The following is a 12,639-nucleotide window of genomic DNA, read 5'->3' as shown; positions in this document are numbered from 1 at the left end:
TGAGACTATGGACAGTACCAAAGCATGGTATCAATCGCGCACGATCTGGGGCGCCCTGGTCGCGGTTTTCGCACCGCTTTTCAGCATCGCCGGCCTCGATCTGCCCGCCGGTCTGCAAGGAGAACTTGCGGACGGGCTGGTGACGGTTGCGGGCGGAATCGGTGGTCTGGTCGCACTTTATGGCCGTCTTTCGGCGACCAGCGCCATTCGCTGACAGCACCCGCGACAACGCCGTTCCCGCCTGGCACCCACGCGGCGGGGGCGGCATTCATTTGCCATTCAGACGCTTTGCGCTACATATTCGGTCACAATACGGTTCGAGACGCACCCGGTTTTTTGGAAGTTTGTAGAATGGCATCACCTCTCATCATCGCGACGCTTGCAGCCGGGCTTTCCGGTTTCACGGCGCCCGAGGCTGATCTGCAGGGCCATTACATTCTGGCGGCGAGCGATTGCGGCGCAGCCGTCGCCCGCGTCGTGCGCGAAACCGGCGGTCAGCTGCTTTCGGTCTATCCTTCCGGTGACGGTCAGTCCTGTGTCGTCACCGTTCTCGTCCAGGGCAATGGCGAACGCCCGCGCAAGGTGACGATGCGCGTGCCGATGTAGCTTGCCCGCATCGCCGAAATATCGGAAAACAATCCGACACATTTAGCATGACCGGCGACGCGCCTGCGGGCCGGGATACAGGAAAGGGCGGACAATGCGTATTCTCGTTGTTGAGGACGATGCCAATCTCAATCGTCAGCTGACCGATGCGCTGAAAGAAGCCGGTTATGTTGTCGATCAGGCATTCGACGGCGAGGAAGGCCATTATCTCGGCGATACCGAGCCCTATGACGCCATCGTCCTCGATATCGGCCTGCCGCAGCTCGACGGCATCACCGTCGTTGAAAAATGGCGTGCGGCCGGCAAGGCCATGCCGGTGCTCATCCTCACCGCCCGCGACCGCTGGAGCGACAAGGTTGCCGGTATCGACGCCGGTGCCGATGACTATGTGACGAAGCCTTTCCATGTGGAAGAAGTGCTTGCCCGCGTGCGCGCGCTCATCCGCCGCGCCGCCGGCCATGCTTCTTCCGAACTGGTGTGCGGCCCGGTCCGGCTCGACACCAAATCTTCCAAGGCCACCGTCAACGGCACGACGCTGAAGCTCACCTCGCACGAGTTCCGGCTGCTGTCCTATCTCATGCACCACATGGGCGAGGTCGTCTCGCGCACGGAGCTGGTCGAACATATGTACGATCAGGATTTCGACCGCGATTCCAACACCATCGAGGTGTTTGTCGGCCGTTTGCGCAAGAAGCTCGGGGTTGATCTGATCGAGACGATCCGTGGTCTCGGTTACCGGATGCAAGCGCCGGCAGATGCGAAGTAATTCCCTCACCGCCCGCGTTCTGCTGCTCGCCTCGCTCTGGTCGGTGCTGGCGCTGGTGGTGATCGCTGTCGTGATTTCGACGCTTTACCGGCAGGGGGTGGAGCGCAGCTTCACCGATCTTCTGAGGGCGCAGCTTTATAACGTCATCAATTCCGTGACGATTTCCAACGAGAATACGCTGGCCGGCAGCCCGCAGCTCGGCGATCTGCGCTTTTCGCAACCCGATACCGGCTGGTACTGGGTTGTCGAGCCGCTCGGCAATTTCCAGACCGCGCCGCTGGTATCATCGTCGCTCGGCGTCTCCACCCTGCCGGTGCCGAGCATTCTCGATGCGCCCTTCGACAACCGCTATGAGCGCTTTTATGCCGTCACCGACGAGGCCGGCAATCAGGTGCGCGTGGCGGAAACGGAAGTGGTGCTGGATGGCGAGGGGCGCGCGGCGCGTTTCCGTGTCTCCGGCAATCTGAACGTCGTGGAAGACGATGTGCGCGATTTCTCCAACAGCCTTTATCTGGCGCTCGCCGTTTTCGGTGTCGGCAGTCTGGTCGTCAACGGTCTTGCCATTCTCTACAGTCTGCGACCGCTTGATCAGGCTCGCGTGGCGCTCGGCAAGATCAGGGGCGGGGAGGCGGAAAGCCTCGAAGGTGAATTCCCGCGTGAAATCCAGCCGCTCGCCAATGAGGTCAATGCGCTGATCGACAGCAATCGCCGCCTCGTGGAGCGCGCCCGCATGCAGGTCGGCAATCTCGCGCATTCGCTGAAAACGCCGATCGCCGTTCTTCTGAACGAGGCCCGCACGCTGGAGCCGCAGCATGGCGATCTGGTGCGGGCGCAGGCGGACGCCATGCAGGCGCAGGTGCAATCCTATCTCTCCCGTGCCCGCATCGCCGCCCAGCGCGGCTCGATCCTCGCCCGCGTGGAAGCGGAGCCGGCGCTGGAACGGCTTGTGCGCGTGATGCGCCGCCTGAACCCCGACAAGCAGTTCGTGCTGAATTTCGAGCAACCCGGCGCGGTGCTCGGTATGGAGCAGCAGGATCTGGAAGAGGTCGTCGGCAATCTTCTGGAAAATGCCGCGCGTTTTGCGCAGACGCGCGTGGTCATCACGCTTGCGGCCGGCACGCACCCATCCTCCGATGCGGAAATTGCCCGTCGCTCCTGGGTGGAGCTGACGGTGGAGGACGACGGGCCGGGGCTTGAGCCGGAACAGATCAGCGAAGCGATGAAGCGCGGGCGGCGGCTGGACGAAAGCCGGCCGGGTACGGGCCTCGGATTGTCGATCGTTTCCGAGGTGGTGTCAGAGTACCATGGCCGCTTTTCGCTGTCGCGCAGCGCCATCGGCGGGCTGAAAGCCGATCTGATTTTGCCGGGCCTTTCGAAAGAGCTTGCGTGAGGCAAGAAAAAAGGCAAGAAATTCAATGGCACTATATTAGGTGCGATGCGGTAAAAAAGAGGACAGGGTTTGGTTGACGTGTATGATGGCTGCCGCTCCGTGACAATGCGTTCGCTGGTGTCACGCCCGGCACTTCTCTCGATCCTGTGTGTATCGATGCTGAGCGCCTGCACCACCACGGGCACCCGCCCGGCGGGCGGCGGTCTGTTCGGCCGCTCTGCGCAGCCTTCGACGCCGTTCCTTGCCAATCTTGAGGGCGGCATTGTCGGGAGAAGCGGCGTGCAGCTCGACAGGGGTGACCAGACCAAGGCGCTGGAGGCCGAATATAAGGCGCTGGAAACGGCCCCCGTCGGCACGCCCGTGTCGTGGATCGGCGATGACGCCAAGGGGCAGGTGGTCGCCAATGCGCCCTATCAGGTCGGCAACCAGAATTGCCGGCAATATTCCCACACCCTGACGGTCGACGGACGCGAAACCAGGGCGCGCGGCGCAGCCTGCCGCAATGCCGATGGAAGCTGGTCGCCGCTAACTTAAAATAGTTTGACGTAAATCAAGGTCACGGACCTTTTGCGATGACAAGAAGAGGCATGGCGGTGCAGCCGGGAAATGGCCTGCGGTGCGGCGTGATGTCTCAAATTCACGTCATCCCCGCGCTTCATGTTTCCATGTGCCGCGCATTCGAGTAATTGAGCCTTATGTTCTGGATTGTCGTTGCGATATTGACGGCGGCTGTCGCCATCGTCCTGATGTACCCGCTGATGCGGAAGACCGAGGCGTCGCAGACGCGCCGCGACGGTGAGGTCGCCGTTTATCGCGATCAGCTGGCCGAACTGGACCGCGAACGTGCTGCCGGCCTGATCGGCGACACCGAGGCGGATTATGCCCGCGCCGAAATCGGCCGCCGGCTTCTCGCCGCCGCCGAAGCGGAAGAGCAATCCGGCAAAGAAACCCGGCCGCGCCGGCACAATCTCGCCGCCAGCCTCATCACGGTTCTGCTGCCCGCGCTCGGTCTCTGTCTTTACATCTGGAACGGCAGTCCGGAGGTGCCGGACATGCCGCTCGAGGCGCGTCTTGAAAAGCCCGGCAACGACATGAACCTGCTGGTCGCGCGGGCGGAACGGCATCTGGCGCAGAACCCGGAGGACGGCGCCGGCTGGGATATCCTCGCGCCGATCTATTTCAAGACATTGCGGCTTGGCGATGCCGAGCTTGCCTATCGCAATGCGCTTCGTATTCTGGGACCGAGCCCGGAACGGCTGACGGGCCTTGGCGAAACGCTAGTGGCCGGCAATGACGGCATCGTCATCGAAGCTGCGCGTGCTGCTTTTGCTGAGGCCGAAGAGCTGAAACCCGGCAATCCGCGCGCCCGTTTCTATCTGGCGCTGTCGCTGGAACAGGCCGGCAAGGCCGAGGAAGCACGCGCCGCCTTCACCGCACTGGCGGCGGATGCGCCCGCCGGTGCGCCCTGGCTGCCACTGGTTCAAGAGCATATCGCCCGCACCGGCGGCGTGGCGACCCCCGCCGCACCCGGCCCGACCGCTGAGGACATGGCGGCGGCAAAAGACATGACGGCTTCTGACCGGCAGGCGATGATCGAGGGCATGGTGTCGAGCCTCGACGCCAAGCTGAAGGAAAACCCCGCCGATTTTGAAGGCTGGATGCGGCTTGTCCGTGCCTATTCCGTGCTGAAGAACGAAGCCAAGGCCGGAGAGGCGTTGCGAGCGGGGCTGAAGGCCTTCCCGCCGGAGGGCGAGCAGGGCCGCCAACTGCTGGCGCTAGCTAAGGAACTGGGCGTTTCCGCCGGACCGATCCGCATGAACGGGCAGCAGGATGCCGCGCCGCAGGGAGTGACGCAATGACCCGCAAACAGAAACGCCTGGCGATCATCGGCGGCGGCATGAGCTTCATTGTTGCAGCCGTGCTGCTGGTCATGTTCGCCTTCGGTCAGTCCATTGCCTATTTCTACATGCCGGCCGATCTGGAGAAAACGCCCGTCAACCCCGGCACCCGCATCCGTCTCGGCGGGCTGGTGGCGGAAGGCTCGATCAAGCGCGGCGAGGGCCGCACGGTGAGCTTCACGGTGACCGACGGTGAAGCGAACGTGCCGGTCAGCTATACCGGCATCCTGCCCGATCTTTTCCGCGAAGGGCAGGGCGTGGTTACCGAAGGCATGTTCGATGCCGCGACCCACGGCTTCGTTGCCGACAGCGTGCTGGCCAAGCACGACGAGAACTACATGCCGAAGGAAGTGGCAGACCGGCTGAAGGACAAGGGCCTGTGGCAGCACGCGGGGGAAGGCGAAGAACCCGCCGCCGCAACGCCAGCGGCCAGCGCAGCTTCTTCCGACAAGACCGGAGCGACCAGATGATCAACGAGATCGGCCATTATGTTCTGGTTCTGGCGCTCGGTGTGGGGCTTATCGTCTCGACGCTACCGGTCATCGGCGCGCGCCGCAACGACCGGGCGCTGATGGATGTCGCCTCGCTCGGCTCGGTCCTGATGTTCCTGCTGGTCGCCTTCTCCTTCGCGGCGCTGACGCGGGCTTATGCCGTCTCGGATTTTTCCGTGCGCAATGTCTGGGAAAACTCCCATTCGCTAATGCCGATGATCTACAAGCTCACCGGCGTTTGGGGCAACCACGAAGGCTCCATGCTGCTGTGGCTGCTCATCCTCGTGTTTTTCAGCGCGCTCGTCACCGCCTTCGGCCGCAACCTGCCGGAAACGCTCAAAGCCAATGTGCTTGCGGTGCAGGCATGGATTTCGGTCGCCTTCCTGCTGTTCATCCTCCTCACCTCCAACCCATTCCTGCGGCTGGAGCCGGTGCCGGCCGAGGGGCAGGACCTCAATCCCATTCTTCAGGATTTCGGCCTCGCCATTCATCCGCCGCTGCTCTATCTCGGTTATGTCGGCTTTTCCGTCTGCTTCTCCTTTGCCGTTGCGGCGCTGCTGGAAGGACGCATCGACGCCGCCTGGGCGCGCTGGGTGCGGCCATGGACACTCGCCGCTTGGACCTTCCTGACCGCCGGCATCTCCATGGGCTCCTACTGGGCCTATTATGAACTCGGCTGGGGCGGCTGGTGGTTCTGGGACCCGGTGGAAAACGCTTCTTTTATGCCGTGGCTTGCCGGGACCGCGCTGCTGCATTCGGCGCTCGTCATGGAAAAGCGCGAGGCGCTGAAGATCTGGACTGTGCTTCTGGCGATCATGACCTTTTCGCTGTCGCTGCTCGGCACCTTCCTCGTCCGCTCCGGCGTGCTCACCTCGGTTCATGCTTTCGCCACCGATCCGAGCCGCGGCATCTTCATTCTCGGCATCCTGACCGTCTTCATCGGCGGCGCCTTCGCGCTCTTTGCATGGCGTGCACCTTCCCTGAAGGCCGGTGGCCTGTTTGCGCCGATCTCGCGCGAAGGGTCGCTTGTCCTCAACAACCTCATCCTGACGGTCTCGACCGCGACCGTGCTGATCGGCACGCTTTACCCGCTCATTCTGGAAACGCTGACGGGCGAAAAAATCTCGGTCGGCGCGCCTTTCTTCAATCTCACCTTCGGTCTGCTGATGATCCCGATCCTGATCGTCACGCCTTTTGGACCGATGCTCGCCTGGAAGCGCGGCGATCTTCTCGGAGCCTTCCAGCGGCTTTATGTGGCGGCAGCGCTTGCAGCCCTTGCCGGGCTGACGCTCTGGTACATCGAAAATGGCGGTCCGGTGCTGGCCGCACTCGGCATCGCCGCCGGTTTCTGGCTGATCTTCGGCGCTTTCGCCGATCTCTGGTATCGCGCCAATTTCGGCAAGCTCGCCTTCGGTATCGCGTTTCGCCGCCTGAAGGGCCTGCCGCGTTCGGCCTTCGGCACGGCGCTGGCGCATATGGGGCTTGGCATCACCGTGCTCGGCATCGTCATCGTCACCACTTTCGAGACCGAGACGGTCCTGGAAATGAAAGAGGGCATGGCGGCGGAAGCGGGCGGTTACAGCCTGACTTTCGATGGCGTCCGCCACGCCGTCGGCCCGAATTTCACCGAGGATCGTGGCCATTTTACCGTGCGCAAGGCGGGGGTGGAGGTGGCCGATGTCTGGTCGTCCAAGCGGCTCTATACCGCACGCCGGATGCCGACGACGGAAGCCGGCATCCTGACCTTCGGCCTCAGCCAGCTTTATGTCTCGCTGGGTGACCCCATGGCCGATGGCGGCATGGTGGTGCGCATTTGGTGGAAACCCTTCATCCTATGCATCTGGGGCGGCACGCTGTTCATGATGGCGGGCGGTTTCATCTCGCTCTCGGACAGGCGTTTGCGGGTCGGAGCGCCGAATCGCAAGGCGAAGCCGGTGCGGGCTGCAATGCCGGAGGCGGCGGAATGAGTGTGGTCTTGCTCCCCTCATTCCTGTGCTTGTCACAGGAATCCAGCCGACGCGCGTCTGCGCGGCGAAGGACTCCTCTCAGCCCAAAGACTTGGGCTGGCTGGATTCCTGTGACAAGCACAGGAATGATGGAGAGAGTGGCAAGGCTTGCTCTTCTTCTCACCCTCGTCTTCGCTGCAGCCTCTCCGGCCTTCGCCTTCAACCCGGATGAAGTCCTCAAAGACCCCGTGCTGGAGCAGCGCGCCCGCAACCTCACGTCTCAGCTCCGCTGCATGGTCTGCCAGAACCAGTCCATCGACGACAGCAATGCGGAGCTCGCGCGTGACCTGCGGGTTCTGGTGCGCGAACGGCTGGTCGAGGGTGACAGCGACAAGGCCGTCATCGATTATGTCGTGTCCCGTTACGGCGAGTTCGTGCTCCTGAAACCGCGCCTCAGCCTGCGCACCGTGCTTTTGTGGGGCGCACCCATCGGTCTCACCCTTGCGGGAATTTTTGCCGTCTTCGTGTTTTCGCGCCGTCGAGCAAGCCAGGAACAGCCGCAGAAACTGAGCGCGGACGAAGAGATGAGAATTCGCAATCTCATTGAAAAATAACCGTTTTTCATTTTTCCCCACGGTTCTTTTTCAACATTACGGATTTTTCATTCGTCAGACACTTCGCCGTAAGGTGTCGCCTCCTATATCTTCATCATCCACCGCTTCCCCGGTCAAACGGGCTCCAGTCTGAATGAAGAAAGAAGGTACACCATGTCTCATTCGCAAAACGGCCATTTCTCGCTGAAGACGGCCTCGCTGAAGACGGCTTTGAAGGCCGCGACCGTTGGCGGCCTTGCGGCGCTGATGCTTTCCACCGGCATCGCCGCACCGATCCTCCATTCGTTTGCCGCCCCCGTTGAGGTAAATGCGCCGCAGGTTCCGAGTTTCGCCAATGTGGTCGATGCGGTATCGCCTGCCGTCGTCTCCGTTCGTGTGCAGTCCAACGTGCAGCCCGCTTCCGATGATAGCAGCAATTTCTCCTTCAATTTCGGTGGCCGTGGCCTTGACCAGCTTCCGGATGACCATCCGCTCAAGCGCTTCTTCAAGGAATTCGGCGGCCCCAACCAGGATCGCTCCGACCGTGGCCCCAATCGCCACCGTGACGGCAAGGGTCCGCTGCGCCCCGTCGCTCAGGGCTCCGGCTTCTTCATTTCCGAAGACGGTTACATCGTCACCAACAACCACGTCGTCGATGACGGCTCCGCCTATACGATCGTGATGAACGACGGTACCGAACTCGATGCCAAGCTCGTCGGCCGCGATCCGCGCACCGATCTGGCGCTGCTGAAGGTCGATGTGAACCGCAAGTTCACCTATGTCCAATTTGCCGATGACAGCAAGATCCGCGTTGGTGACTGGGTTGTCGCCGTCGGCAACCCCTTCGGTCTTGGCGGTACGGTGACATCCGGCATCATCTCGGCCCGCGGCCGCGATATCGGCTCCGGCCCCTATGACGACTACCTGCAGATCGACGCCGCCGTGAACCGTGGTAACTCGGGCGGTCCCGCCTTCAACCTCAACGGCGAAGTCGTCGGCATCAACACCGCCATCTTCTCGCCCTCCGGCGGCAATGTCGGCATCGCCTTCGCCATTCCGGCATCGGTCGCCAAGGACGTGATCGCCGACCTGCAGAAGGACGGCAAGGTGGAACGTGGCTGGCTCGGCGTGCAGATCCAGCCCGTCAGCAAGGATATCGCCGAATCGCTCGGCCTTTCCGAAGCCAGCGGCGCGCTCGTCGTTTCGCCGCAGGCCGGCTCGCCGGGCGACAAGGCCGGCATCAAGCAGGGCGACATCATCACCGCCGTCAATGGCGAGCCCGTCAAGGATGCCCGCGACCTGTCGCGCCGCATCGGCGGCATGGCGCCTAACACCAAGGTTGAAATCTCGCTGTGGCGCGGCGGCAAGTCGCAGCCTGTCACGGTAACGCTCGGCGATCTCGCCAGCGACGATGCTTCCAAGGCGACACCGAGCCAGAACGACGACAAGGGCGGCCAGTCCTCCAGCGAGAAGGTGCTCTCCAGCCTCGGCCTGACGGTTTCGCCCGCCGATGACGGCAACGGCCTTGCCATCACCGATGTCGACCCCGACAGCGATGCTGCCGCCCGTGGCCTGAAGACGGGTGAGAAGATCACCTCGGTCAACAACCAGCAGGTCGCTTCCGCCGCCGATATCGAAAAGATCCTCGAACAGGCCAAGAAGGACGGACGCTCCAAGGCGCTGTTCCAGATCCAGACGGATGACGGCAGCCGCTTCATCGCTCTGGATATCGACCAGGGTTGATAGGCTGAAAGGCGATGCCGGTTCTTTCGGGAGCCGGCGTCGTATCCCGCTCTTGAGACGGGGCGGTTGAGTATGGCAGGGCGTTGCGGCCCGTTTCTTCTCCCCGCCGGGGAGAAGGTGGCCCGAAGGGTCGGATGAGGGGGGAACCTCTCGGTAAATCTCTGGCCTTGCCCCCTCATCCCGCTGCCGCGACCTTCTCCCCGGCGGGGAGAAGAAACAAGCGGTAACCACTCGCTCCATGGGCGGTCGCCCCGTCTAGAAGCCAGATAACGCCAGAGACCGGGTCTTCGGAGGAAACCTCATGGAAAACAAGGTTCAGGAAATGTCTGTCGCATCTGTTTCCGGTTGTGCGGAAAAGGGCGAGGGCGCTATTGTCCCGCACATGAAGATTCTTGTCATTGAAGACGACCTCGAGGCTGCGGCCTATATGACCAAGGCGTTCCGCGAAGCCGGGATCGTCGCCGACCATGCGAGCGACGGTGAGAGCGGCCTGTTCATGGGCTGCGAGAACGCTTACGACGTGATGGTGATCGACCGCATGTTGCCGCGCCGCGATGGACTTTCCGTCATCAGCGAGCTGCGCCGCCGCGGCATCGAGACGCCGGTTCTGATCCTTTCCGCGCTGGGGCAGGTGGATGACCGCGTCACCGGCCTGCGCGCCGGCGGTGATGATTATCTGCCGAAACCCTATGCCTTTTCCGAATTGCTCGCCCGCATCGAGGTGCTGGGCCGTCGCAAGGGCAAGCCCGAGCAGGACATGATCTACCGGGTCGGCGATCTCGAACTCGACCGGCTCTCCCACGATGTCCGCCGCAACGGCAAGGAAATCCTGCTGCAGCCGCGCGAATTCCGCCTGCTCGAATATCTGATGAAGAATGCCGGTCAGGTCGTGACCCGCACCATGCTTCTCGAAAACGTCTGGGACTATCATTTCGACCCGCAGACCAATGTCATCGACGTGCATGTGTCCCGCCTGCGCTCGAAGATCGAGAAGGACTTCGAGAAGCCGCTGCTGAAGACCATTCGCGGCGCTGGCTACATGATGAAGGACGAGGGCTGATTGGCGAAAATGGCCCGCCTCAGAATAGTGTTCCGGTCGACAGCGGTGCGCCTTTCGGCGCTCTATATTTTGCTGTTTGCGCTCTGCGCCGCCTTCCTGGTCTTTTATGTCACCGCCCTTTCCGAACGGCTGCTGAACCAGCAGACGCGTGACGCCGTCTTGCAGGAAGTCTCGGATGTGCAGCGCATCTATAATCGCGGCGGCATCAACCCGCTGCTGCGGATGATGGAACGCCGTGCCCGCCAGCCGGGGGCGAGCCTTTACGTCATCGCCGGGCCGAATGGCGAAATCCTTGCCGGCAACGTCGCTTCGGTGCAGCCGGGCGTTTTCGACAAGGAAGGCTGGACCGGTTTTCCTTTCCGTTACGAGCGATACTCCGAAAGCGGCGACAGCGTGCAGCATCTGGCCACCGCCAATGTCTTCATGCTGGACAATGGCCTGCGCATCCTGATCGGGCGCGACCTCGGCGAACCCACCAAGTTCCGGGCGCTGGTGCGCAACGCGCTGATGGTGGCGCTCGCCATCATGGGCGGCGGCGCGCTGCTCATCTGGTTCGGCATCGGCCGCAACGCGCTGAAACGCATCGACCGCATGTCGGCGGCGACCAAGAAGATCATGGCGGGCGACCTTTCGCAGCGCCTGCCGCAGGGTCGCTCCGGCGATGAATTCGACCGCCTGTCCGGCTCGCTCAACGCCATGCTCGGCCGCATCGAAAAGCTGAATGAAGGCCTGCGGCAGGTCTCCGACAATATCGCCCATGATCTGAAGACGCCGCTGACGCGGCTGCGCAACAAGGCGGCCGCAGCGCTTGACGACAATGACGAGACGAAACGGCGCGCAGCGCTTGAAGGCATCATCGCCGAATCCGACCAGCTTATCCGCACCTTTAACGCACTCCTGATGATTTCCCGCGTCGAGGCCGGCTCAATTGCAGCAGAAATGACCGATGTGGACGTCTCGGCGATTGCAGCCGACAGCGCCGAACTCTACGAGCCGGTGGCCGAGGATGCCGGGCTTGTGCTGGAGGCCGAAATAGAGGCTGACCTTTCGGTAAAGGGCAACCGCGAGCTGATCGGACAGGCCCTCTCCAACCTCATCGACAACGCCATGAAATATGCCTGCGAGGGCGAAGGCGACAAAAAGCTCGTTGTGCGTCTGGCAAGGGAGCCGGAGGCCATCGTGCTCTCCGTCGCCGATCACGGGCCCGGCATTCCCGCCGACAAACGCGGCGAGGTGCTGAAACGCTTCGTCAGGCTGGATGAAAGCCGCTCGAAACCCGGAACCGGGCTCGGCCTGTCGCTGGTGGAGGCCGTGATGGAGCTGCATGGCGGATCGCTGATGCTGTCGGACACGGATGCCACGAATACCGCCTGTCCGGGGCTTACCGTTTCGATGGTGTTTCCCCTTCCGAAACCCTGATGCGTCTCGTACGAACCCGGCATGGTACATAACAGTCAAACCGCGCCGGTAAAACAGGGTCGAATTTTGCAGGAATTCGTGGCGTCAGAGACGCCTGCAATCTGTCCTGTGACGCAAGCGTTCGTAACCAATGGTGATCACCGATGTTTGCGTGGAAACTCCTCGAAAAATAACTGTCTTTTGCGATTGAATTGACAGATGATCGGAAGAATATTCGTCTGGATTATTGCTGAACTTCATAGGTCGGTTTGATGTGATCGACAAAAGGACTTGCGACGGATGGCAGGCACAATTCCCTTGGCCGGCGACCGGCATCACCCGATCATCCTCTTCGATGCCGAATGTGTGTTGTGTTCCGTGAATGCGCAATTCGTTCTGCGGCATGACAGGCGGGGATACTTCCGGCTCGCATCCATGCAGGGAGAAGCGGGGGCGGAAATCTATCGGCGTCATGGCATGGACCCGAAAAATCCGGTCAGCCTGCTGGTCGTGGATGGCGACAGGGTGCGGCAGGATAGCGACGCCGTTCTGAGCATCTATGAAGCGCTTGGCATGCCCTGGCTGCTGCTGGGCGTCCTGCGCATTGTTCCCGCATTCCTGCGCGATCCCGTCTATCGTTATGTCGCCCGCCATCGATACCGCTGGTTCGGAAAACGCGAAGAATGCTGGGTGGCGCCGCCGGAGTACCGGGAGAGAATCCTTTGACCATGGCAATGGCCACCCGTTC

13 protein-coding genes are annotated in these 12,639 nt (G+C 62.1%); all 13 read left to right on the top strand.

Annotation, left to right across the window (positions count from 1 at the left end; genetic code table 11):
• The first annotated feature begins 7 nt into the window (after positions 1 to 7).
• The 13 genes from PH605_RS22545 to PH605_RS22485 all read left to right on the top strand — a co-directional run bounded on the left by PH605_RS22545 (position 8) and on the right by PH605_RS22485 (position 12,617).
• On the top strand, positions 8 to 214 hold the full coding sequence (locus PH605_RS22545; RefSeq protein WP_035262738.1) for a hypothetical protein: 207 nt from the start codon (positions 8 to 10) through the stop codon (positions 212 to 214).
• A gap of 137 nt (positions 215 to 351) precedes the next feature.
• Positions 352 to 606 carry a hypothetical protein gene (locus PH605_RS22540; RefSeq protein WP_003497070.1) on the top strand — a complete coding sequence of 85 codons (255 nt, stop codon included), beginning with the start codon at positions 352 to 354 and terminating at the stop codon, positions 604 to 606.
• Between the two features lie 94 nt (positions 607 to 700).
• Complete coding sequence (locus PH605_RS22535) at positions 701 to 1,372, top strand: response regulator transcription factor (RefSeq protein ID WP_003509815.1); 672 nt, start codon at positions 701 to 703, stop codon at positions 1,370 to 1,372.
• Positions 1,362 to 2,762, top strand: coding sequence for a sensor histidine kinase (locus PH605_RS22530; RefSeq protein WP_065654175.1), 1,401 nt, complete (start codon positions 1,362 to 1,364; stop codon positions 2,760 to 2,762). The genes PH605_RS22535 and PH605_RS22530 overlap by 11 nt, the downstream gene beginning before the upstream one ends.
• Positions 2,763 to 2,867: 105 nt before the next feature.
• Positions 2,868 to 3,296, top strand: a complete 429-nt coding sequence (locus tag PH605_RS22525; RefSeq protein WP_078054311.1) for a hypothetical protein — start codon at positions 2,868 to 2,870, stop codon at positions 3,294 to 3,296.
• A 161-nt stretch (positions 3,297 to 3,457) separates the two neighbouring features.
• Positions 3,458 to 4,621: a c-type cytochrome biogenesis protein CcmI gene (gene ccmI / locus PH605_RS22520; protein ID WP_161987990.1), complete on the top strand. Its 1,164-nt coding sequence runs from the start codon at positions 3,458 to 3,460 to the stop codon at positions 4,619 to 4,621.
• On the top strand, positions 4,618 to 5,130 hold the full coding sequence (ccmE, locus tag PH605_RS22515; RefSeq protein ID WP_078054252.1) for a cytochrome c maturation protein CcmE: 513 nt from the start codon (positions 4,618 to 4,620) through the stop codon (positions 5,128 to 5,130). The genes ccmI and ccmE overlap by 4 nt, the downstream gene beginning before the upstream one ends.
• The gene (locus PH605_RS22510) at positions 5,127 to 7,118 is read left to right on the top strand and encodes a heme lyase CcmF/NrfE family subunit (RefSeq protein ID WP_142846205.1); all 1,992 of its coding nucleotides are present in this window, start codon (positions 5,127 to 5,129) and stop codon (positions 7,116 to 7,118) included. The genes ccmE and PH605_RS22510 overlap by 4 nt, the downstream gene beginning before the upstream one ends.
• Before the next feature lie 125 nt (positions 7,119 to 7,243).
• Positions 7,244 to 7,711: a cytochrome c-type biogenesis protein gene (locus PH605_RS22505; RefSeq protein ID WP_161987991.1), complete on the top strand. Its 468-nt coding sequence runs from the start codon at positions 7,244 to 7,246 to the stop codon at positions 7,709 to 7,711.
• A 153-nt stretch (positions 7,712 to 7,864) separates the two neighbouring features.
• Positions 7,865 to 9,433 carry a Do family serine endopeptidase gene (locus PH605_RS22500; protein ID WP_142846209.1) on the top strand — a complete coding sequence of 523 codons (1,569 nt, stop codon included), beginning with the start codon at positions 7,865 to 7,867 and terminating at the stop codon, positions 9,431 to 9,433.
• Between the two features lie 301 nt (positions 9,434 to 9,734).
• Entirely contained in the window at positions 9,735 to 10,493 is a 759-nt protein-coding gene (locus PH605_RS22495; RefSeq protein WP_031233368.1) for a response regulator transcription factor, read from the top strand.
• A 9-nt stretch (positions 10,494 to 10,502) separates the two neighbouring features.
• Positions 10,503 to 11,912, top strand: coding sequence for a sensor histidine kinase (locus PH605_RS22490; protein WP_142846227.1), 1,410 nt, complete (start codon positions 10,503 to 10,505; stop codon positions 11,910 to 11,912).
• Between the two features lie 279 nt (positions 11,913 to 12,191).
• Positions 12,192 to 12,617 carry a thiol-disulfide oxidoreductase DCC family protein gene (locus PH605_RS22485; RefSeq protein WP_142846211.1) on the top strand — a complete coding sequence of 142 codons (426 nt, stop codon included), beginning with the start codon at positions 12,192 to 12,194 and terminating at the stop codon, positions 12,615 to 12,617.
• Positions 12,618 to 12,639: the final 22 nt, after the last annotated feature.

Source organism: Agrobacterium sp. CFBP 3001 (assembly GCF_027871605.1).
Taxonomy (GTDB): Bacteria; Pseudomonadota; Alphaproteobacteria; order Rhizobiales; family Rhizobiaceae; genus Agrobacterium; species Agrobacterium leguminum.
The sequence above is the reverse complement of the archived record's forward strand: the minus strand, read 5'-3'. Positions and strand labels throughout refer to the sequence as shown.